At 61.5% G+C, this 22627-nt stretch carries 21 protein-coding genes; 16 read left to right on the forward strand and 5 right to left on the reverse strand.

Going from position 1 to position 22627, the window contains the following annotated elements:
* Window positions 1-184: 184 nt before the first annotated feature.
* The 3 genes from nspC to priA all read left to right on the forward strand — a co-directional run bounded on the left by nspC (window position 185) and on the right by priA (window position 3910).
* Window positions 185-1339: a carboxynorspermidine decarboxylase gene (gene nspC, locus ET418_RS06035; RefSeq protein ID WP_149306687.1), complete on the forward strand. Its 1155-nt coding sequence runs from the start codon at window positions 185-187 to the stop codon at window positions 1337-1339.
* A gap of 34 nt (window positions 1340-1373) precedes the next feature.
* Window positions 1374-1583: a hypothetical protein gene (locus ET418_RS06040; RefSeq protein WP_149306688.1), complete on the forward strand. Its 210-nt coding sequence runs from the start codon at window positions 1374-1376 to the stop codon at window positions 1581-1583.
* A gap of 86 nt (window positions 1584-1669) precedes the next feature.
* Window positions 1670-3910 carry a replication restart helicase PriA gene (gene priA, locus ET418_RS06045; RefSeq protein ID WP_149306689.1) on the forward strand — a complete coding sequence of 747 codons (2241 nt, stop codon included), beginning with the start codon at window positions 1670-1672 and terminating at the stop codon, window positions 3908-3910.
* A gap of 83 nt (window positions 3911-3993) precedes the next feature.
* Here the strand turns inward: priA and ET418_RS06050 are convergent, their stop codons facing one another.
* A complete protein-coding gene (locus ET418_RS06050) occupies window positions 3994-4911 on the reverse strand; it encodes a YceI family protein (protein ID WP_246152962.1) in 918 nt (305 codons plus the stop codon).
* Window positions 4912-5123: 212 nt separating this feature from the next.
* Between ET418_RS06050 and ET418_RS06055 the strand changes: the two genes are divergently transcribed.
* The 12 genes from ET418_RS06055 to ET418_RS06110 all read left to right on the forward strand — a co-directional run bounded on the left by ET418_RS06055 (window position 5124) and on the right by ET418_RS06110 (window position 18114).
* A complete protein-coding gene (locus ET418_RS06055; RefSeq protein WP_149306690.1) occupies window positions 5124-5870 on the forward strand; it encodes an amino acid ABC transporter ATP-binding protein in 747 nt (248 codons plus the stop codon).
* A 48-nt stretch (window positions 5871-5918) separates the two neighbouring features.
* Window positions 5919-6734: an ABC transporter substrate-binding protein gene (locus ET418_RS06060; protein ID WP_149306691.1), complete on the forward strand. Its 816-nt coding sequence runs from the start codon at window positions 5919-5921 to the stop codon at window positions 6732-6734.
* Between the two features lie 80 nt (window positions 6735-6814).
* Window positions 6815-7522 (forward strand): amino acid ABC transporter permease, encoded by a 708-nt coding sequence (locus ET418_RS06065; RefSeq protein WP_149306692.1) that lies wholly within the window; start codon window positions 6815-6817, stop codon window positions 7520-7522.
* Between the two features lies 1 nt (window position 7523).
* Window positions 7524-8222, forward strand: coding sequence for an amino acid ABC transporter permease (locus ET418_RS06070; RefSeq protein WP_149306693.1), 699 nt, complete (start codon window positions 7524-7526; stop codon window positions 8220-8222).
* A gap of 305 nt (window positions 8223-8527) precedes the next feature.
* The gene (locus ET418_RS06075) at window positions 8528-10069 is read left to right on the forward strand and encodes an ATP-binding response regulator (protein ID WP_149306694.1); all 1542 of its coding nucleotides are present in this window, start codon (window positions 8528-8530) and stop codon (window positions 10067-10069) included.
* A gap of 120 nt (window positions 10070-10189) precedes the next feature.
* Entirely contained in the window at window positions 10190-11998 is a 1809-nt protein-coding gene (locus tag ET418_RS06080) for an ABC transporter ATP-binding protein (protein WP_149306695.1), read from the forward strand.
* A 170-nt stretch (window positions 11999-12168) separates the two neighbouring features.
* On the forward strand, window positions 12169-12987 hold the full coding sequence (gene hypB, locus ET418_RS06085; RefSeq protein WP_149306696.1) for a hydrogenase nickel incorporation protein HypB: 819 nt from the start codon (window positions 12169-12171) through the stop codon (window positions 12985-12987).
* Window positions 12948-15251 carry a carbamoyltransferase HypF gene (gene hypF / locus ET418_RS06090; RefSeq protein WP_246152963.1) on the forward strand — a complete coding sequence of 768 codons (2304 nt, stop codon included), beginning with the start codon at window positions 12948-12950 and terminating at the stop codon, window positions 15249-15251. Before hypB ends, hypF begins: the two co-directional genes overlap by 40 nt.
* Before the next feature lie 6 nt (window positions 15252-15257).
* The gene (locus ET418_RS06095; RefSeq protein ID WP_149211154.1) at window positions 15258-15488 is read left to right on the forward strand and encodes a HypC/HybG/HupF family hydrogenase formation chaperone; all 231 of its coding nucleotides are present in this window, start codon (window positions 15258-15260) and stop codon (window positions 15486-15488) included.
* 37 nt (window positions 15489-15525) lie between these two features.
* Complete coding sequence (hypD, locus tag ET418_RS06100) at window positions 15526-16617, forward strand: hydrogenase formation protein HypD (RefSeq protein WP_149306697.1); 1092 nt, start codon at window positions 15526-15528, stop codon at window positions 16615-16617.
* Between the two features lie 21 nt (window positions 16618-16638).
* Entirely contained in the window at window positions 16639-17538 is a 900-nt protein-coding gene (locus ET418_RS06105; RefSeq protein WP_149306698.1) for a protoglobin domain-containing protein, read from the forward strand.
* Between the two features lie 3 nt (window positions 17539-17541).
* Window positions 17542-18114 (forward strand): HAD family hydrolase, encoded by a 573-nt coding sequence (locus ET418_RS06110; RefSeq protein WP_149306699.1) that lies wholly within the window; start codon window positions 17542-17544, stop codon window positions 18112-18114.
* Between the two features lie 24 nt (window positions 18115-18138).
* On the opposite strand, the gene pap is transcribed toward ET418_RS06110, so the two are convergent.
* The 4 genes from pap to ET418_RS06130 are packed head-to-tail and all read right to left on the reverse strand — an operon-like array spanning window position 18139 to window position 21971.
* Window positions 18139-19626 carry a polyphosphate:AMP phosphotransferase gene (pap, locus tag ET418_RS06115; RefSeq protein WP_149306700.1) on the reverse strand — a complete coding sequence of 496 codons (1488 nt, stop codon included), beginning with the start codon at window positions 19624-19626 and terminating at the stop codon, window positions 18139-18141.
* 12 nt (window positions 19627-19638) lie between these two features.
* A complete protein-coding gene (locus ET418_RS06120) occupies window positions 19639-20370 on the reverse strand; it encodes an amino acid ABC transporter ATP-binding protein (protein ID WP_149306701.1) in 732 nt (243 codons plus the stop codon).
* Window positions 20360-21130, reverse strand: a complete 771-nt coding sequence (locus tag ET418_RS06125; protein ID WP_149306924.1) for an amino acid ABC transporter permease — start codon at window positions 21128-21130, stop codon at window positions 20360-20362. Before ET418_RS06125 ends, ET418_RS06120 begins: the two co-directional genes overlap by 11 nt.
* Window positions 21131-21158: 28 nt before the next feature.
* Window positions 21159-21971 (reverse strand): transporter substrate-binding domain-containing protein, encoded by an 813-nt coding sequence (locus ET418_RS06130; protein ID WP_246152964.1) that lies wholly within the window; start codon window positions 21969-21971, stop codon window positions 21159-21161.
* A gap of 213 nt (window positions 21972-22184) precedes the next feature.
* On the opposite strand from ET418_RS06130, the gene ET418_RS06135 reads away from it, so the two are divergent.
* Window positions 22185-22610, forward strand: a complete 426-nt coding sequence (locus ET418_RS06135) for a hypothetical protein (protein WP_149306702.1) — start codon at window positions 22185-22187, stop codon at window positions 22608-22610.
* Window positions 22611-22627 lie beyond the last annotated feature (17 nt).

Raw genomic sequence — 22627 nt, forward strand, 5'->3', positions numbered from 1 at the left:
TGCGCCCTGACGGCACCGGCTCCTACGGAGGCTCATCGACGTAGCGCTGCTACGCCTCTCTCGCCTCCTCGTCGCCGGCACGGTCATCATCGCAAATCTGACGTTTCTTGTGGGAAAAACCGCTTTTATCATCAACAGGCTTCTTTCAGATTCAATGCCTCCGTGGCAGAAACAGGTTTATATCTTGACCGGTATCGATATCGACAAAATCCTTAAACTCGCCCCCTCCCCGGCCTACGTGGTGGACCTGGGCAGGCTGCGCCACAACCTGGCCATCCTGGATGAGGTTCAGAAGCGCAGCGGGGCTAAGATCCTCATGGCGATGAAGGCCTTCTCCATGTGGAGCGTGTTCCCCATCATCCGCGAGACCCTGCAGGGGGTCTGCGCCAGTTCCCCCTGGGAGGCCCGCCTGGGACGGGAGGAGTTCGGGCGCGAGGTGCACAGCTTCGCCGCGGCCTTCAAGGAGAAGGACGTGGTGGAACTGCTGTCCATCTCCAACCACCTGGTCTTCAATTCCTTCAACCAGTTGGAGCGCTTCCGCCTCCTGTGGGAAAAGGAACGGGGGCGCGTCTCCGTCGGCCTGCGGGTCAATCCCGAGCACTCCGAGGGGCACACCCCCATCTACGACCCCTGCGCCCCGGCCTCGCGGCTGGGCATCCCGCGGGCGGAGTTTGAGGGGCGGTCCCTGGCAGGGGTCGAGGGACTGCACTTCCATACCCTCTGTGAACAGCTGTTCGAACCGCTGGAGCGGACGGCACGGGCGTTCGAGGAGAAGTTCGGCGAGTTCCTGCCCCGGATGAAGTGGCTCAACCTGGGGGGGGGCCACCACATCACCCGAGAGGGGTACGACATCGATGCCCTGGTGGAACTGGTGACGTATTTCCGCGAAAAGTACGACCTGGAGGTCTACCTGGAGCCGGGCGAGGCCATCGCCATCGGCACCGGCATCCTGGTGGGCGAGGTGCTGGACGTGGTGCATAACGAACTGGATATCGCCATCCTGGACGTCTCGGCCACCTGCCACATGCCGGACACCCTGGAGATGCCCTATCGCCCCGATATCGAGGGAGGCTTCACCCCCGCCGAGAAGGCCCATACCTACCGCCTGGGCGGCCCCTCCTGCCTGGCGGGGGACATCATCGGCGACTGGTCCTTCGACCGGCCGCTGCACGTGGGCGACCGGCTTGCCTTCCTGGACATGGCCCACTACACCATGGTCAAGACCACCACCTTCAACGGTATCCAGCACCCGGCCATCTGCACCTACGAACCGCAGACGGGCGAGTTACGGGTCGTGCGCAGCTTCGGCTACGAGGATTTCAAGTCGCGGCTATCGTAGACAAACCAGACTTTGACTATTACGAGGTATTCCCATGGAACTGAAAACAAGAATATGGATGACCGGCGCATTGGAGTGGTACGGGTATGTGGACGACCAGCAGATGTTCCTCGGCCAGCGCTCCTTCCCCAGCCCACTGGAAGAGGGGGACGAGTGGACCACCGAGATCGGCGACATGTTCAAGGTCATTGACGGCGAGATCCGCCTGTTGGGGAAAACCGAGCCCCCCCGGAAGTTCTGGTAGGCCGCGGAGGGCAGCGCCCCCCGCCCTCCCCTTCTTTTCGCTTCTCCGCGCTTTACTTCGCGCCGGGGCTCTGCTATCACCATCCCATGTCCAACCATGTGCCCCACATCATCGAAGTAGCCATCCCGCTCCACCTGGACCGGACCTTCCACTACCGCGTCCCCCGGGAAATGGAAGGGCAGGCCCTTGCCGGGCGGCGCGCCTTCGTCCCCTTCGGCCGCCGCAGGTTGACCGGCTACATCCTGGGAAACGTGACGGAGCCCCCGCCCCACGAACTGAAAGAGATCTTCGAGGTGCTCGATCCCGAACCGCTCTGGACGGACAGCGAGTTGGAGTTCTTCCGCTGGGTGGCCTACTACTACCTGCACCCCTTGGGTGAAGTCCTCAAAACAGCCCTTCCGGCCGGCATCAACATCCAGGACCGCAAGGGTTCGGGGCAGGATGACCCCACCGTCAGCGGCGGGAAGGCCATCAAGACCGAGATCGTCTACCGCGCCGTAGCGCCGTGCGAGCCCGCTCCCCACCTGGGCGCCAAGGCGGCGGACATCCTCGGTGTGATCAGGGAGGCGGGGGATATCCCGGCGGCCGAGTTGCGGCGGCGTTTCGGCACCTGTTCGCCACAGCTCAAACGGCTGGCGGAATTGGGCCTCGTGACCGGCGAGACGCGGGAGGTCTATCGCAACCCGTTCGGCGACGATGCTGTGAAGCGCGACACCCCCCGGGTCCTTTCTCCACACCAGCAGGCAGCCCTGGACGCCCTCTGCGCGGCGCTGGACCGGCACGCCTTTGCCCCCTTCCTGTTGCACGGCGTGACCGGCAGCGGCAAGACCGAGGTCTATCTCCAGGCCATCGACCAAGCCCTGGGGCAGGACAACAACGCCCTGGTGCTGGTGCCGGAGATCTCCCTGACCCCCCAACTGGTGCAGCGCTTCCGCGCCCGCTTCGGCCACGGCATTGCCATCCTGCACAGCGGCCTCTCCGACGGGGAGCGCTATGACGAGTGGCGGCGCATCAGGCGCGGCCAGGCCCGCATCGTCATCGGCGCCCGCTCGGCCATCTTCGCCCCCCTGGCCCGGATCGGCATCATCATCGTCGATGAGGAACACGAGGCATCCTTCAAACAGGCCGACGGCCTGCGCTACAACGCCCGCGACCTGGCCCTGGTCAGGGGACGGATGGAGCGGGCCGTGGTCCTGCTCGGGTCGGCCACGCCGCTGGTCACCAGCCGGTATGCCGCGGAGCACGGCAAGCTGGCGCTGCTCACCCTGCCGGAACGGGTTGAGCACCGCCCCATGCCCACCGTCGAGCTGGCCCCCATGAAGGGGGTTGCCACGGCCATCAGCCCGCTCCTGGTCCCGGCCCTGGAGGCGACCCTGGCCGCCGGCGAGCAGGCGATCATCTTTCTCAACCGCCGCGGCTTTGCCACCTATCTGGTCTGCGCGGAGTGCGGCGCGCCCCTGGCGTGCCCCAACTGCTCCGTGTCCCTCACCTACCACCGCCAGCGGGGGCAGAGCGTCTGCCATTACTGCGATTACGCCATCCCCGCCCCCGGCATCTGTCCTGCCTGCGGCTGCCAGGAGTTGAAGGAGTTGGGGGCAGGCACCGAACGCCTGGAGCACGACCTGCGCGAACTGGTGCCACAGGCGCGCATCCTGCGCATGGACAGCGATACCACCGGCGGCAAGGGGAGCCACGGACGCCTCCTGGCCCGCATGTCCGACGGCAGCGCGGACATCCTGGTGGGGACCCAGATGATCGCCAAGGGGCACGACTTTCCCGGCGTGACCCTGGTGGGTGTGGTCAATGCCGAGGCCAGCCTGGGCATGCCCGATTTCCGCGCGGCCGAACGCACCTTTCAGCTTCTGTCCCAGGTCATCGGCCGGGCCGGACGGGGGGACGCCCCCGGCCGGGTGGTCGTCCAGACGCTCAACAGCGACCACTACGCCATCCAGAACGCCGTGCGGCATGACAGCGATGCCTTCTACCGCCAGGAACTGGAATTCCGCCGCGAGGTTGGCTACCCTCCTTTCAGCTTTCTGGCCTGCCTCGGCTTTTCCGGCACAACGGAGCGACCGGTGGAAGAGCATGCCGAGACCATAGCCCGTTTGTTGACGCAGCTGAAACGGGAAAAGGGCCTGCGTGTGGAGATACTGGGGCCGGCCCCGGCGCCCCTGTACCGCTTGCGCGGCCGTTTCCGCCGTCAGATCCTGCTCAAATCCCCCACCCGCAACGATCTGCGCCGCCTGATCGCCGCCTGGCAGCAGAATCGCCCTGCAGTTTCGACCATCCGCGAATATGTGGATATCGATCCGGTGGATATGATGTGACGGATGCAGATTGATGAACCTAAAATCGGTTGTTACGATTGTGGGAAAGGGTCATTCCCATAAAAGAGTTACAGCGGCAGACTTCAGTTCCGGCGCATTTTGGCGACCAGGAAGAGCTCAACGGTTACGATCTCGTTTACCAGGTGCTGGCCGAGTTTTTCGAAAAACCTCCCCGAGCCGTAAATGGCCCCCCAACGCGTGCGGTCAAGATCGCACAGTACCCTGGCCTTGAGTAGGCCATCCGGCTGGGGCGCCACTTCGGCCGTGAGCGGCAACTCCCTTTTCACCCCCCTCAGTTCGAGGCTGCCCATCACCCGATAGACAAGAGAACAGGTGGACGCCTCCGGCAGAAGCTCCGAGCCGTTGATGGCATAGACCGCCTCCGGGTAGGTGGCCACATCGAAAAAGTCGTCGGATTTCAGATGGCTGACCAGCATGCGGTTGTACCCCTCATCCTTCAGGTCGATGTCCGCAATGGACCCCATATCCAGGGTGATGCTTCCGCCGGCCGGCCCGCCCTTTTTCACCAGGATCTCTCCGCCCGATACGGCTATGGTGCCGTAGTGTCTGCCGTTCAGATTGCGCCCCATCCATTCCAGCCGACTAGCGGCGCAATCCACCACATACCCGCCGTCCGCGATGGCGATCTCCGGGACAGCCGGGCCTTCGCCCGCCTCCACCCCATATCCGGCCGCCCGCCAGGCGGCCAGGCCGCCCGCCAGTTCCCGCACCTCCCGATATCCGGCACGTCTCAGTTTTTCCACCGCAACCGAGGCCTCTCGCGAACGGGCACTGACGCCATACACCACCAACGGCGTATCCCGGTCGCTGACGATCTTTGCCAGGTTTTCCAGAAACGCCATCTCATACACGCACGCATTGCTCGCGCCCGGAATATGGCGCTCCCCGTAGTATTCAGGAGGAAGCACGTCGATCAGGCAGACAGGGCCACCCGAATCCAGCAGCGATTTCAATTCACCTGCCGAGATACTGGACAACATGATTATCACACACCTTTCACCCGCAACGTATACGAGAAGGGGCGATCATTTTAACCCTTTGTTTTTAATTATATGCCCGCCTTGTTACCCGTCAATCAGATTATTGTTGTCTCATTTGACGGCCAATTTTTCTTTGCCCACCCGTGGTGCTTTGTGTTATACAAATCCACTGCTTTTGCACAACGTTTCACCTCAATTTACAGGAGTGTTCGATGATTACCTTTCAAGGCGTGCACAAGTGGTTCAAGAGCCTGCACGTACTCAACGATATCAATCTGCACGTAACCTCCGGCGAAGTGCTGGTCGTCTGCGGGCCGTCCGGCTCCGGGAAGTCCACCCTGATCCGCACCATCAATCAGCTCGAACCGATCGACAAGGGGACGCTGACGGTTGACGGCATGGACCTGCTGGACAAAAAGACCGATATCAACAAACTGCGGGCCGAAGTCGGCTTTGTCTTCCAGCAGTTCAACCTGTACCCCCACCTTTCCGTCCTGAACAACATCATCCTGGCCCCCACCAAGATTCGCAAGACCGCCAAGAGAGATGCCGAAGAGCAGGCCATGGCGTTGTTGGAGCGGGTCGGGCTGGCTGAGAAACGCAATGCCTACCCGTCACAGCTTTCCGGCGGCCAGCAGCAACGCGTGGCCATCGCCCGCGCCCTGGCGATGAAACCGAGGATCATGCTCTTCGACGAGCCCACCTCGGCCCTCGACCCGGAGATGATCGGCGAGGTTCTGGCGGTCATGAAGGATTTGGCCGTGAGCGGCATGACCATGGTTGTGGTCACCCATGAGATGGGATTTGCCCGCGAGGTTGCCCACCGGGTGGCCTTCATGGATGCCGGCACCGTTCTGGAGGAGGCTACCCCCGATGAATTTTTCAGCAGGCCGAAGCACGAACGCGCACAACAGTTCCTGCGCCAGCTTCTGACGCCGATGCACTGCGAATGTCCTTAGAACCGGGCTTTCCGGTCTGTACTACCACTCTTGAAGGAGGAATTCGACATGAAGAAACTGGTAACATTATTCATGGTCACGGTGCTGGCCTCGATGGCCGCCAAAACGGTGCTGGCCGCTGATACGCTGGCTGATGTGAAGAAAAAAGGGGTGCTGGTGGCCGGGGTTAAGGACTCCCTCCCCCCCTTCGGCTATGTGGACGAGAAGACCCGCACCATCGTCGGGTACGACATTGACTTCATCAACGCCATCGCCAAAAAGCTGGGCGTCAGGGTAGAACTCAAGCCGGTCACCTCGGCCAGCCGCATGCCCCAGCTGCAGGAATCTCACATCGACATCATCGCCGCCACCATGACCAAAAACCCCGAGCGGGCCAAACAGGTCGACTTCAGCCACACCTACTTCTTCACCGGCCAGAAGTTCATTACCAAAAAAGGGACCGTCAAGAGCTTGAAGGACCTGGAAGGCAAAAAGATCGGTACCGCCAAGGGTTCCACCTCGGAGCAGAACGTGAAGAAGGCCCTGCCTACCGCCACTGTGCTCTCCTTTGACGACTATCCCCAGGCGCTGCTCGCCCTGGAGCAGGGCAAGGTGTTCGCCGTGACGACCGATGAGGCCATCCTGGCCGGCATCCTGGCCAAGGCTCCCAACAAGGCCCGCTTCGAAATCCCCCGCGTCCAGATCTCCGACGAGCCCTACGGCCTCGGCATGCGCAAGGGCGACAAGCACTTCGTGGATTTCGTCAACAAGACCATCCTGGATATGGAGAAGTCAGGCGAAGCCGCCCGGATCTTCAACAAGTGGTTCGGCCCCACGACCCAGTTCCATCTGCAACGCAACTTCAAGATTACGGCCGGCAAGTAATACAGAGCTTGTAACGTCCAGCAGGCGGGGGGTACGGAGAAGGCTTCCTCCCCCCGCCCCGCTTTTCATGAGGGTTTCACGTGCTTAATTATCAATTCGACTGGTCGACCGTAACCTCGGGCAAGTATTTCGAATGGCTGGCCTCGGGAGTCAAGGTCACCCTACAGCTCTCGGCACTCTCCATCGTGCTGGCCTTCATCCTGGGACTGTTGATCGCCGTCATGCGCATGAGCAACAACAAGCCGGTCCGCTGGATTGCCCATGCCTACCTGGAATTTTTCCGCAACACCCCGCTTCTGGTGCAGATATTCTTCTGGTACTTCGGGTCGTACAAGATCCTTCCGACCGCCGTGAACGACTGGCTGAACGGCACCAACTTCGAGTTCGCCGCCGCCGTGATCGCCCTGACCATCTACACCTCGGCCTTCATCGCCGAGGACATCCGCTCCGGCGTGCTGTCCATACCCAAGGAGCAGATGGAGGCGGCCCGCAGCGCCGGTTTCTCCTACCTCCGCTCCATGCAGTACATCATCCTGCCCCAGGCGGTCCGCCTCACGGTGCCGCCGCTGGTGAACCAGTTTCTCAACCTGGCCAAGAACTCGTCCCTGGCCATGACGATCGGTGTCATGGAGTTGACCTACCAGGCCCGCCAGGTGGAGAGCTACACCTTCAAGGGCTTCGAGGCGTTCACCGCAGCAACCGTGGTCTACGTGGCTATTTCGCTGGTTATCACCGCCCTGGTGAACATCTACAACGAGAAAGTCCTCAACATTCACAAGGCGGCCTGATATGGATCAATTTTTCAATATATCGGTGATTGCCGACAACTTCACCTACTTCATGATCGGCCGTTTTCCCAACGGCCCTCTGGGCGGCCTGGGCCTGACCCTGTACCTGGCGTCGGTTTCCTGCGTCCTCTCCTTTTTCGGCGGCCTGATCCTGGGATTGCTCAGCATCTCCCGTTTTCCGGTCGTGCGCTACCCCGCCGTCGCCTTCATCAACCTCGTGCGCGGCATGCCGCTTCTGATGGTCATCTTCTGGATGTACTTCCTCTTGCCGGCCCTGTTCGGCAAAGTGGCTGAAAGCCAGACCGTCATCATGGCGCTGACCCTGTTCACCTCGGCCTACATGTCCCGCATCGTGGTGGCCGGTATCGAGGGCATCCCCAAGGGGCAGACCGAAGCGGCCATCTCCACCGGCCTCAAGCCGTGGCAGGCCATGCTCTATATCGTACTTCCCCAGGGGCTGCGCAACATGATCCCCTCCTTCGTCAACCAGTTCGTTTCCCTGATCAAGGACACCTCTCTGGCTTTCATCGTCGGCGTATCCGAACTGACCCATGTGGGAACCCAGATCAACAACCGGACCATGGCCTATCCGACGGAAATCTTCGTTTTCATCGCCCTGATCTATTTTATTGTCTGCTACGCTTTCACCTCCCTTTCCCGCTGGCTGGAACAGCGGTTGGCCTGGCGCAAGGCTATTTGACACCCATCTCCGCAAAATTCATTACAGCGGCTTGTCACCGGCCGAATCTCTGATAAAATTGCTGTCGATACGGACGCGCCGCCCCGGCGTTGTCCGTATCGACTTCTTTCTCGTTTGGGGAACATCGTGAACCGTCATGTCCCACCCAACCCAGTCCCAACCCAGCCGATAAAATCTCTGTCCCCCTGCCCGGCGACTGCCATGATTGCCCCCCTGCCGGGAAAGCATCCCATTCCCCCAGCCCCTGATCATCATTTTGATAGAGACGCACGGGCCGCCGGCACGGCGGGACGTCGCTTCGAGGCATGACAATGACGTCACCCCCCTCCCCAGACGACCTCACAATCCTGTACGTGGAGGATGAAACCACCACGCGGGAACAGGTCAAACGCATGCTCGGACTGCGCGGCTACCGGCTGATCGTAGCCGAAAACGGCCGAGAGGGAGTGGAACTCTACCAGACGCATACCCCCGACATCGTACTGACCGATATCATGATGCCGCTCATGAGCGGGCTGGATATGGCCCGGGAGATCCGCAGCAGGACCCGCGATGCCCAGATTATCGTCATGACGGCCTTCAACGATATCGACTACCTGCTCCAGGCCATCGATATCGGCATCAACCAGTTCGTCCTCAAACCGGTCGCCTTCCAGAAGCTTTACGAGGCCATCGAACGGAGCATCGGCGTTGTGACGATGCAGCGACAACTCCGCCGGCAAAACGAACACATCCGCCTGCTTTCCAATGCCCTCGAGCAAAGTCCCAGCATGGCGATCATCACCGACACCACCGGCGCCATCGAATACGTGAACCGCAAGTTCTGCGAGATAACCGGCTTTGACGCCGACGAAGCGATCGGACGGACACCGCGCATCCTCAAGTCAGGCGAGACCTCCCCCGAAGTCTACCAGGATTTGTGGTCCACGATTCTCCAGGGGAGCGAATGGCACGGCAGCATGCGGAACCGGAAGAAAAACGGCGACCTCTTCTGGGAAAATGTGAGCATATCCCCCCTCAAAGCCCCTGACGGCTCATTGCTCAAGTTCATCAAGAACGGGGAGGATGTCACCCGGCAGAGAAAGCTTGAAGCGGAGAGCCTGCGGTCCAGGAAAATGGAAGCCATCGGCATCCTGGCCGGCGGCATGGCCCACGACTTCAACAATCTGTTGCAGGTGATCCTCGGCTACATATCCCTGGCCAAGCTGCATGTCAACTCCCCCCAGACCATCGTCGAAATGCTCGAGACGGCGGAACAGACCTCCCTGCGCGCCAAGGAGCTGAGCCTGCGCCTGCTGGCATTTTCCAAAGGAGGGGACTCCTTCGTGCATCCCGCGCCCCTTGCGCCCCTGGTCACATCAGCCATCGCTGCCGTACTCAGGGGCAAACCGGCCATAACGAGCGAAGTCACTATCGCACCCGACCTGCACCGGGTAAGGATGGACGACTCCCAGATGGAGCAGACCTTTTCCAACCTGGCGGTCAATGCCGTCGAAGCCATGGCCCGGGGCGGGACCCTGCGGATAACAGGGGAGAACGTGACCATCGGCGAACAGGACCCCCTGGCCCTCCCGGCGGGGGAGTACGTTCACCTGGCGTTCCACGATACCGGCACCGGCATCCCCCCCGAAAACCTGCCCAGGATCTTCGACCCCTACTTCACCACCAAGGAGATGGGCAGCCAGAAGGGTATGGGGCTCAGCCTGGCGCTCTGCCACTCCATCGTCCGCAAACACAAGGGCGCCATCACCGCCGAATCCACACCCGACACAGGGGCGACCTTTCACATCTATCTGCCGGCCCTCGCGGACGAACCGACAACTCCGCACGAAACGGCGTCCCCGTAAGCCGCCCCGTTCCCCGGCCCGCAGACGGCCAGGGCGCCACCCCACCGAAAGACACCATTTCACTTCTGCCGCTGATTCTGGTATCGTAGGGCTAGTGCACAACCATCTTGCGGAGTCAGAATGTACCACGGCGGCATCTATGCAGAGGAAATAGCGGGCAAGGCATACGACACCCGCCTGTTGACCCGCTTTGCCCGCTATGTTGCCCCCTACCGCACGGCGATCACCGCGGTGCTGGTCACCGTACCGCTGGTTGCCGCCTGCCGCCTGGCTCAACCCTGGATCATCAAACTGGCCATCGACGGCCACATCACCACCGGCAGACTGGCCGGGCTGGAAGGGATCGCCCTGGCCTTCCTGGCGGTCCTGCTGTCCGAATCGCTCCTCGCCTTTCTGCAGATTTACCTGCTCCAGTCCGTCGGGCAGCGGGTCATGGCCGACATGCGCAACGAACTCTACCGCCATGTCATGCACCTGCCGGTTTCCTGGTTCGACCGGGTCCCCACGGGCAGCGCCGTTACCCGCCTGACCAGCGATGTGGAGGTCCTGGGCGAGATGTTCGCCTCGGGGATCATCACCATCGTGGGCGACGTCATGCTCCTGGTGGGCATCATCTCGGTCATGCTCTGGATGAACCTGAAACTGTCGTTGGTGACCTTCAGCGTCCTCCCCCTGCTCCTGTACGTCGCCTGGGCCTTTCGCCGCAGGATGCGTCAATCGTTCCGCGAGGTGCGGGCGCGCCTGGGCCGCCTCAACGCCTTTCTGGCCGAGTCCATCGGCGGCATCAGCATCATCCAGGCGTTCAACCGCGAGCGGGACGAAGAGCGGCGCTTCAGCGACCTGAACGCATCCTACCGGGACGCCAACATGCCGGTCATATTCTGGGATGCGTCACTGTACGCCATCGTGGAGGCCCTGTCGTCCATCGCCGTTGCCCTGATCATCTGGTACGGCGGCGGCGAGATCATCCGGGGTGCCCTGACCTTCGGGGTTCTGGTGGCCTTTATCCAGTATATCGAAAAATTCTTCACCCCCATCCGCGACCTGTCGGCCAAGTATTCGGTCATGCAGGGCGCCATGGCGGCCTTGGAACGGATCTTTGCCCTGCTGGACACGCCGGCGGACAAACCGGTCCACCAGGCCCCCGTACCGGCCTTTGCCGAAATTGACCGCCCCCCCGGAGAGACTTTCGGGCAGACGCCCCCCCTGATCGAATTCCGTAACGTCTCCTTTGCCTACCGCGAGGGGGATAACGCCCTGGAGGAGTTCAGCCTGGTCGTCCGGCGCGGCGAGCGGATCGCGCTGGTGGGCGAAAGCGGCGGCGGCAAGACCACCATCACCAGGCTCTTGACCCGGCTCTACGAGATCGACAGGGGCAGCATCCTCATCGACGGCATAGATGTGCGCAACATGCGGGGAAGCGACCTGCGCCGGCGCATCGGCATCGTCCTCCAGGACCCCTGCCTGTTTGCCGGTAGTATCGAGTTCAATATCTGCCTGGGGGACGAGGAGGCGCGGTTACGGGTCCGAACGGCGGCGGCCGCGGTCGGGGCCGACCGCTTCATCGAGCGCCTGCCCCAAGGGTACGGAGAAGAGGTCCGGGAGCGAGGCAACAACCTGTCCGTAGGGGAAAAACAGCTCATCTCCTTTGCCCGGGCCGTTGCCTTTGATCCCGAGGTGCTGGTGCTGGACGAGGCAACCGCCAGCGTGGATTCCGCCTCGGAGCAGATGATCCAGGAAGGGATCAGGGGGTTGATGCAGGGGCGCACCTCCCTGGTCATCGCCCATCGGCTCTCCACCATCCAGGACGCCGACCGGATCGTGGTGGTGCACCGGGGCCGCAAATCGGAGGAAGGGACGCACCAGGAGCTCATGGAGGCCAAGGGGCTCTATTACCGGCTGCACCAGTTGCAGTTCAACGGCCTTTGAAAAAAGTGAATGGTGAAAGGTGAACGGTGAAAGCGAGACGTTAAAAGCCTTTTCCCTCCATTCACCATTCACCATTCACGGTTCACAAAGTTCTAGCCAGACGCTGTTGCATAACGACGCGGAAACTGATACGGTTACACCATCATAAGGACCCATTTTCGGAGGAACCCATGTGCACCACTTGCGGCTGCGGCCCGACAGATACGCACGACCATGACCACGATCACGGCGACCATCACCACAGCCACAGCCATAGCCACGACCATGATCACGAGCACCATGACCATGATCATGAAGCCCACGATCACCACGACCACGACCACGGCGACCGGAAACGGACCGTCATCAGCATCGAAGAGGACATCCTGGCCAAGAACAACCGTCTGGCCTCCTTCAACCGCGCCCTGTTCAAGGACAAGGGCATCTTCGTCCTCAACCTGGTAAGCTCTCCCGGATCGGGCAAGACCACCCTTCTGGAGCGTACCCTGCGGGACTTGGGGGACCGGTTCCGCTTTGCCGTGATCGAGGGGGATCAGCAGACCGACAATGACGCCCGACGCATCGCCGCCACCGGCGTGGCGGTCCGCCAGATCAACACCGGCGCCGGCTGCCACCTGGACGCCCATATGGTCATGCACGGCACCGATGGCTTTGATCTGGACAATCTGGATGTGCTCCTCATAGAAAACGTGGGCAACCTGGTCTGCCCGGCCTCCTTCGACCTGGGCGAGCACCACAAGGTGGCGGTCCTCTCGGTGACCGAGGGTGAGGACAAGCCGCTCAAGTACCCCCAGATGTTTCACAACTCCACGGTCATGCTGCTCAACAAGACCGACCTGCTCCCCCACCTGGACTTCGATGTGGAAAAATGCAAGGAATACGCCCGCAGGGTAAGCCCCGGCATCACCATCTTCGAGGTGTCGGCGCGCACCGGCGAGGGGATGGACGGATGGTACCAATGGCTGGCAACGGGGACGGCAAAGCCATAGTCCGCAAGCGTTTCCTCATCAGCGGCATCGTCCAGGGTGTCGGGTTCCGTCCCTTCGTGTTCCGCTCGGCCTGCGAACTCGGCCTGACCGGCTGGGTGCGCAACATCCCCGCCGGGGTGGAGATCGAGGTCCAGGGTACGGTTGAAACCTTGGACACCTTCCAACGCGCCTTGGTCCACGACCTCCCCCCCCTGGCCGCTGTCACGTCCAGCTTTGCGGAGGATATCCCCCCGGTCCCGGAGCGTGGCTTCACCATCCTCCCCAGCGGGGATGGAGCGAAGAATATCCAGGTGGCGCCCGACTCCGCCATCTGCGACGACTGCCTGCGGGAGCTGTTCGACCCGGCCGACCGCCGATACCGCTATCCGTTCATCACCTGCACCAACTGCGGCCCCCGCTACAGCATCATCACCGCTATCCCCTACGACCGGCCCCGGACCACCATGGCCGGATTTCCGCTCTGCCCCGACTGCCGCCGGGAGTACGACGACCCTGCCGACCGGCGTTTCCATGCCCAACCCATCGCCTGCCCGGCCTGCGGTCCGCAACTCCGCCTGCTGGATTGCGCCGCCAATGCTATTGCGGAGCGCAATGATGCGCTCGCCCAGGCTATCGAACTCCTGCACGCAGGCAAGATCCTGGCGGTCAAGGGGATCGGCGGGTATCACCTAGCCGTGGATGCCTGTAACCCGGAGGCGGTCAAGCGGCTGCGCGAGCGGAAAAAGCGGGACGAAAAGCCCTTTGCCGTCATGGCCGCCGACCTGGTGACCGCCCGCGGGCTGGTGGTGCTGGACGACCAGGAGGAACGGCTGCTGACCGGCCCGGAGAGCCCGATCGTTATCGCCCGCAAGACCCCGGATTGCCCGGTTGCGCCCCTGGTGGCCCCAGCCAACGGCTGGCTCGGCCTGATGCTTCCCTACGCGCCGGTCCATCATCTCCTGATGCGCGATCACTTCGCGGCCCTGGTGATGACCAGCGGCAACGTGTCCGACGAACCGGTAGCCTTTGAAGACAGCGATGCCCTCCGGCGCCTGAACGGCATCGCCGATTTCTTTCTCGTTCACAACCGGCCGATCCATGTGCGCAGCGACGATTCGGTCCTGCGCCTCTTCCAGGGCAAACCGCTCTTTTACCGCCGGGCCAGGGGCTATGCGCCGCGGGCCGTGCGACTTCCCTTCACGGCGCCGCCGCTTCTGGCCGTGGGGGCAGAACTGAAAGGGGCGGTCTGCCTGACCCAGGGGGATCAGGCATTCCTGAGCCAACATATCGGCGACCTGCAGAACAGCTCGACCGCCGACTCGTTCCGCCACACCATCCGGCACCTTGCGGGCATTCTCGAAATAGCGCCGCAACTGGTCGCCTGCGATCTGCACCCCGATTACATCTCCTCGCTCCATGCGGCGGAATCCGGGCTGCCCCTGACCCGGGTTCAGCACCACCACGCCCACATGGCGGCCTGCATGGCGGAAAACGGCCTGGAGGGCGAGGTGATCGGCATCATCTTCGACGGCACCGGTTTCGGCGCGGACGGCACTATCTGGGGCGGCGAGTTTCTGGTCGGCGGCTACGAGGGATTCCAGCGGGCCGGTAACTTCCTTCCCGTGCCGCTGGCCGGGGGGGACACCGCGGTACGGGAGCCCTGGCGCATGGCCCTGGCGTGGCTGTACCGGTCCCTGGGCGAAAGAGCCTTCAACCTGGACCACCCGGTTGCACGGCATCTGGACGATACCCAGAAAGGCATCTTTGCCGCCATGCTGGAACGGGGCATCAACGCGCCGCTCACCTCCAGTTGCGGCCGGCTGTTCGATGCCGCCGCAGCCCTGCTGAACGTGCGCCAGACCGTATCCTACGACGGCCAGGCGGCCATTGAACTGGAGGCATTGGCTGAGACCGCGGAGGCCGCGGGGACCTACTCCTTCGGGATTACCGGCAACGAGCGGCTGGTCATCGACTTCACCCCGCTTTTTCAGGACCTCCTGGCCGATACGGCTGCCGGCACGGAGGCGGCGGCCATGGCCTACCGTTTTCACGCCACCGTGGCCAAGGCAGCCGTGGAGACTGCCGTCCGTATTGCCGGGAAAACCGGCCTCGATCGTATTGTTCTCTCCGGCGGCGTTTTTCAGAATCGCCTTTTGAGCGAAATGGTATATACTGGTTTGCTTGATCAGGGACTACAGATATTCACCCACCGGCTGGTTCCCCCCAACGACGGCGGCATCGCCCTCGGGCAGGCGGCAATAGCCGGATGGCAAAGAAGGAGATAAACAGGTATGTGTCTTGGTGTACCCATGAAGATTCTCAGCAGGGACGGCGATACCATTGTGGCCGAGGTGGACGGTGTGCAGAAGGAGGCCAGCGTTATGCTGCTGGGCGAGGAGGTCGGGGTGGGCGACTATGTCATCGTTCATGCCGGATTCGCCATCTCGCGCCTGGATGAGGAATATGCCCAGGAGACCCTGCGCATGATGAAAGAGGTCTTTGCCCCGGAGGATATGCGATGAGCAGGCGGGTATGTGGCTCTGCCGCGGAGGAGGAAGCATGAAATTCCAGGACGAATTCCGCGACCGCGAACTGGTCGGGAACATGGCTGCCAACATCCAGCGCATGGCGCAGCGGTTGAGCAAACCGGTCAACTTTATGGAGGTCTGCGGCACCCACACCATGTCCATCTACCAGTTCGGCATCCGCTCGCTGCTCCCGGAGAACGTGCGGCTCGTCTCCGGTCCCGGATGCCCGGTCTGCGTGACCCCGGTGGGCTACGTGGACAAGGCTGTGGCCTGCACGGCCGATCCAACCAATATCGTAGCCACCTTCGGCGACATGCTGCGCGTCCCCGGCAGCCGCTCGTCCCTGATGGAGGAACGGGCCAAGGGCGCCGACGTGCGCATCGTCTACTCCCCCCTTGATGCGGTTGCCCTGGCAAATGCCAACCCCGAACGCCGGGTGATCTTCCTGGGGATCGGCTTCGAGACCACCGCCCCGACCATCGCCGCCAGCATCCTGGAGGCGACGCGGCTCGGACTTTCGAACTACCTCGTTCTGGCTTCCCATAAAACCATGCCGGTACCGATGGAGATCCTCACCGCCGATCCGGACCTGGCCCTTTCCGGTTACCTCTGCCCCGCCCACGTCAGCACGGTCATCGGCGCCAACGCCTACAAGCCGCTGGCGGAGAAATACCACATTCCCTGCGTGGTGACCGGCTTCGAACCGGCCGACGTCATGCAGGGCATCGAGATGCTGCTGGCCCAGGTCCTGGCCGGGGAAAGCCGGGTGGAAATACAGTACCGCCGCGCCGTGAGCTGGGAAGGCAACTCCAAGGCCCAGACCATCATGGAGCGCGTCTTCGTGCCGTGCGACGCCTCATGGCGCGGCCTGGGGATGCTCCCCGGCAGCGGTCTGGCCATCAAGCCCGAACTTGCACGCTTTGACGCCGAGAAGGCGTTGGAGATCGATCCGGGGGAAGAGCGGGAAAATCCTGCCTGCCGCTGCGGCGAGGTGCTCAAGGGAAAATTGTCCCCCTTCGACTGTCCGCTCTTTTCCACGGCCTGCACGCCGGAATCTCCGGTGGGGGCCTGCATGGTGTCCAGCGAAGGGACCTGCGCGGCGGCGTACAAGTACGGAAGATAACTACGGACAAAGGGTGTCATTATGACCTCGATGCAGGACCTTAAAGACCATTACGGCTTCACCGACGATGACGAGGAATTGCTCAAAGCCTTTCAGCCCCTGGCGGCCCAACACAAGGAGCGTTTTTCCGGCGAATTCCACAACTATCTTTACGGGTTGCCCGAAACCACCGCCATCCTCAATACCAGCAATCGCCAGCGCCTTCTTGAGATGCACAGCAACTGGTTCATGTCGCTCTTCGGCGGCGCCTACGATAACAACTACCTGAACCACTTGACCCGCATCGGCCACGCCCATGTCAAGGTCGGCCTGAATGTCCATTTCGTCAATGTCGCCATGAACCGGGTCCGCCACTTCCTGCTCAACCTGATCGACGAGAACTACCCCGACCGTGACGAGCGACGCGCCCTGCGCGAGGCGACCGAAAAGATCCTCGACATGAATCTGGACGTCATGAGCGCCTCTTACCGCGAGGAAGAGTTGAAGAAGGTCTTTGTCTCGCGCAAACTGGAATCCCACCTCATCCGATTGGCCGAACGCTTCACCTACGGCCTCAACCTGGTGCTGGTGCTGGCCCTGGCAGGGGTTTCCATCTCGGTTGCCCTGCTGTTCGGCTGGGATCTCATCAATATCTTTCGCGGGGATGTGGAGAAAGGCATACTCAGCGCCTTGGGCGAGTTGCTCATCCTCTGGATGATGATCGAGTTGATGGACAACGAGATCAAGAACCTGAAGGGTGGCAAATTCAACATCCTGGTCTTCATCGGCGTTATCATCGTGGCCATGATCCGCGAGATCCTGATCTCCACCCTGCGCCACGACGATCTGGCCACCCAGGCATTTCTGGCCGGCACCCTGCTGATCCTGGGGATTCTCTACTATCTGGTCTCCCGGGCTCAGAAAGACCTGGACAAGGCATAACCCATGCCCCCGTTTGCGCACGTCCTGGCCGGATTCACCCTTGGCTTCACCTTTCGGAAGGAACTCGGCCGGATTCTGCGGGAAACACCGCCCTGTTCAGCCATAACAAACCAGGATCCGGAACATCTCGCCTCCGGGGGTATCACGGCCCTGGCCCTGGATTTCGACGGCGTCCTGGCCCCCCACGGTTTTCCCGAGCCGCTCCCCGAGGCTCGGGAATGGCTGGCCCGTTGCTGCACGGTTTTCGGCGCGGACAGAATCTTCATCCTCTCCAACAAGCCGACCGAGGCCCGCAGGATCTGGTTCAGAGACCATTTCCCCGGGATTCGCTTCATCTCCGGCGTCCGCAAGAAACCCTATCCCGACGGCCTCCACAAGGCGGGCGAACTGGCCCACGTGCCCCTGTCCGCCGTCCTCATGGTGGACGACCGCCTGCTGACCGGCTGCCTGGCGGCCCTCGCGGCCGGCGCCCGCACCCTCTACATCCGCCGCCCCTACCGTTCTTTCCGCCATCGTCCCCTGGCCGAATTCTTCTTCATGCTGCTGCGGGCCGGGGAGCGGGTACTATTCAAATAAGCGTCCTGTTTGTGAAACGGTTCGTCACACCTTCCCCAGCGCCGCCTCGATCCGCTCGCAGAGGGTCTTCAGGATCTTGATGCGGGCATAGTACTTGTCGTTGGCCTCCACCAGGGTCCAGGGCGCAATGTCGGTGCTGGTGCGGTCGATCATGTCGCAGACCGCCACCTCGTACTCGCCCCACTTCTCCCGGTTGCGCCAATCCTCGTCGGTGATCTTGAAACGCTTGAAGCCGATCTTCTCCCGCTCCTTGAAGCGCCTGAGCTGCTCCTCCTGGCTGATGGAGAGCCAGAACTTGACCACCACCGTATGATTGCGGACGAGTTGTTCCTCGAAGTCGTTGATCTCACCGTAGGCCCGCATCCAGTCACCCCTGCCGCACAGCCCCTCCACCCGCTCCACGAGCACCCTGCCATACCAGGAACGGTCGAAGATGGCAAAACGCCCCTTGCGGGGGATGTTGCGCCAGAAGCGCCACATATAGGGCTGGGCCAACTCCTCGTCGGTGGGGGCCGCCACCGGGACGATGCGATAGAGACGGGCGTCCAGGGCCTGGGTGACGCGACGGATGCTCCCCCCCTTGCCGGCGGCGTCGTTCCCCTCGAAGACCGTCACCACGGAGAGCTTGCGGAAACCGGCATGGCGGGTCAGCAGATTGAGCCTGCCCTGGTACTTCTCCAACTCGTCCTCGTAGTCGGACTTTCTCAATTTTTTCGACAGGTCCAGGGTCCTGAGGATCAGCAGGTTGTCGATGGTGGACATGATGGGGGGAATCGGCTCGTCGTGTTGCGGCGGTTCGGCTGCATCCAGCCGTTGACGAAGGGCGGCGAGCAGGGCCTTGCCGATGGTCAGGTAGCGGTAGTTGGGATCGCTCCCCTCCACGATGGTCCAGGGTGATTCGGCGGTACTGGTGGTGCGCAGCATCCGCTCAGAGACCTTGCGGAATTTGTCGTAGAGCTTGTAATGCTGCCAGTCGGTATCGGTGACCCGCCAGCGGGTTTTGGGGTCTTTCTCCAGGCTCTTCAGGCGCTTTTTCTGTTCATCCCGGGACAGGTGCAGCCAGAACTTGAGGACCAGCGCCCCTTCGTTGCAGAGCATCCGTTCGAAGTGAACGATCCGCTCCAGCCGCTGGTCCAGTTCGGCATTCTTGATGGTGCCGTAGACGTTTTCCAGCAGGGGCGCTGAATACCAGGTGCCGATGAAGATGCCGATCTTCCCCCTGGGGGGCAGCACCCGCCAGTATCGATACATTTGGGGCCGTTCCTGTTCTTCGTCGGTCAGGTCGCGCAGGGCGTGGGTCTCGATGTGGCGCGGGTCCATCCATTCGTTGAGGCGATTGACCGTTTCCCCCTTGCCGGCGCAGTCCACACCGGCCACCAGAATGATGACCGGGAATTTCTTCGACTGGAGCAGGTCGAGCTGGGCGTCCAACAGGGCTCCGCGCAGTTCGGGAAGCTCCTTCTTCCAGACGGTTTTGCTGATCTTGTGTCCCAATTCGGCGGACTCGAACATGGCTTCCCTCCTTCAGTATCTCAGTACCTTGTCCAGAAATCCCCGCATTTCAGGGGTGGCCGGCTGTTCAAACAGCCGTGGGGCGTCCCCCCACTCCAGCACCCGCCCCTCGTGGAGAAAGACCACCTGGTCGGCCACCTGGCGGGCAAAACCGATCTCATGGGTCACAAGCACGAGCGGCCGCCCCTCCTGGCGCAGTTCGGCGATCAGGTCCAGCACCTCCACGGTCATCTCCGGGTCAAGGGCCGAGGTCGGCTCGTCGAACAGCAGCAGGCGCGGTTTTATGGCCACGGCGCGGGCTATGGCCACCCGCTGTTTCTGCCCCCCCGAAAGCTGGGCCGGGGTTTTGAGGGCATGCCCGGCCAGATGAAACCGGGCCAGCAGTTGCAGGGCATAGGTTGCCGCCTCAGCGGCCTCGTAGCCGTGCACCTTCTCCAGGGGGAGCGCGATGTTGTCCAGGGCGGTCAGGTGCGGAAACAGGTTGAACGACTGGAATACCGTCCCGATTCCCCTGCGGTGCCGCAGCAGGTATGCCTCGTTGAATTGTATCGGATCGCCGTCCAGGGCGATCTCGCCACCATCCGGGGTTTCCAGGCCCGCCAGTATGCGCAGCAGGGTGGATTTCCCGCCGCCGGACGGCCCCAGGATGGCTACGGTACGGATGTGGGGGATGGTCAGATTCACCCCGTTCAGGGCAACGTGGTCGCCATAGGATTTGACGATAGCGTTGGCCTCAAGTCGCATAACGAAACCTCTTTTCCAGGCGTTTGGTCCAGAGGGAAATCGGCAGGGTAAGGATCAGGTAGCCCACCGCCAGCGGCAGGTAGCTCTCCAGGGTGCTGAAGGTGAAGGCGTTCACCTCCTGGGCGTTGAGGGTGAACTCGTTGACCGAGATGATGGAAAGGAGCGATGAGTCCTTGATGAGTGATGCGAATTGTCCGGCCATGGGGGGCAGGACCTGGCGGGTCACCTGGGGGAAGATGACGTAGCGGTAGATCTGAGCGCGAGTGAAACCGATGGCCCGCGCCGACTCCAACTGGGTCTCGCCAACACTTTCGATCCCGGCCCGGATGATTTCGGAGATGTAGGCCCCAGCAAACATGGCGAGGATGACGATCCCCACCAGATAGCGATTATTGATCCCGAAGGCGTCGGCCACCACGTAAAAAAAGATCAGAATCTGCACCAGGAGGGGGGTGCCGCGGATGATCTCCATATAGACCTGCGCCAGATAGCGCAACGGTAGGAAAGAAGCTCGCTGGGCCAAGGCCGTGGCCAGGCCGATCACCAGGCTTAAAGCCATGGCGGCCGAGGATACGGCCACCGTTATCAGCCACCCTTTCAGAAACTTGTAGCGGTAGGTGTAGACCGCATCCCAGCCCCAGGCAAATTTGACCTGGCTGAAGGCAAACCAGAACAGCAGGGAGAGGAACAGGAACACCGCCAGCCAACTGGCTGCGGAGGCAGCGGCCGGAATCCTGTCCCCGTGGCTGTCGGGGGTCATGAAGAAGTAGCGTCGCACCGTGGTTCGGTTAAAAGAAGAATGGATATTTCAGCTCCTTGAAGGTCGCCTTTTGCTCGCGCAGCCAGCTATCGCCCAGCCGTTCGAAACCGCCCTGTTCACGGAACGTCCCCAGGAACCGGTTAATCCGCTCCTTGAGTTGTGTATCGCCTTTGCGCAGGGCGATACCCCACTTCTCCTGCTGGAAGGGGTTCAACAGGGCACGGGTGGTCTCCCGGTTCTTCTTCCAGTTGGTATAGGTGGACATCTGGTCGTAGATAAAGGCGTCCGCCTTCCCTTGCACGACCTCGAGCACGGCGGCGGCCTCCTTGTCAAGAACCAGAACCTTGGCGTTTTTTAGGTTTCTAGTTGCGTAGGTGTGGCCGGTCGTCCCCTTTTTGACGGCTACGGTGACGCCCGGTTTGTCCAGGTCATCGATTGATTTGATCGGCGATGTTTTGCCCACCAGCAGGCAGAGACCGGTGGAAAGGTAGGGGTCGGAAAAATCCACCGACTGCCGGCGCTCGTCGGTGATGGTCATGGAGGAGATGATCAGGTCGATTTTCCCGGTCTTGAGCGCAGGGATCAGACCATCAAAGGCGGTGTTCTGGATGACGACCTTCTTGCCGAGCGCCTTGCCCAACTCATTGGCCAGATCGACGCTGATGCCCTTGGGCGTCCCCTTTTCATCGGTCATTTCAAAGGGGGGATAGGCTAACTCCATCCCCACGACCAGGGTATTCTTGGCGGCCGGTTCCTGCTTGCTCACGCACGCGGCCAGGGCAAGGAGCAGCGCCGCCAGCATGAAGCACGCGACACTGCGATGGATGGGTGTAATCGTCATATTCCGGCTCCCCCCTTTTGTCTGCAGATATCATTGGCGACATATCACAAACTATAGCACAGAAAAGCAACGCTTCAAAAACCTCTGATTCAATAACTATAGCGCAAAAAATGGAGAGAGGGCGGTGCAGCCCGCATGTTCTCAACTTTTTTATTGGAACATGAGATTAAAATGTGATAGAAACAGTTGTTACTAAAAATCAGGAGGTTGCAGGTGAAAAAAATAGTATTATCCCTTCTTGTTATCGCTGCACTTGCTTTTGCCGGGTGCAAAGAGAAACCCAAAACCGAAGCTCCTCAACAGCCCGCGGGCATGCCTGCACAAGGCCAAATGCCTCCTGGACACCCTGGCACTCCGGGTGCTGACCCCCACGCCGGCATGAAGGCGCAGGAGATCCCCGCCGGCGCAGGCCAAAAAGGGAAGGTAACCCAGACCATGAATTCCGGCGGCTACACCTACGTGGAAGCGGCCAACGACAAAGGTGAAAAGGTTTGGATGGCGCTGCCCGAGTTCAAGGTTAAAGTCGGCGACACCATCGAATTTCCCATTGCTCCGCCGATGGTGAACTTCCAGAGCAAAACCTTGAACAAGACCTTCGACAAGATCATGTTCATTCCGGGTATCAGGATCGTGAAATAACGATTCCCACCGATCAG

Source organism: Oryzomonas rubra, assembly GCF_008369015.1.
GTDB classification, from domain to species: Bacteria; Desulfobacterota; Desulfuromonadia; order Geobacterales; family Pseudopelobacteraceae; genus Oryzomonas; species Oryzomonas japonica.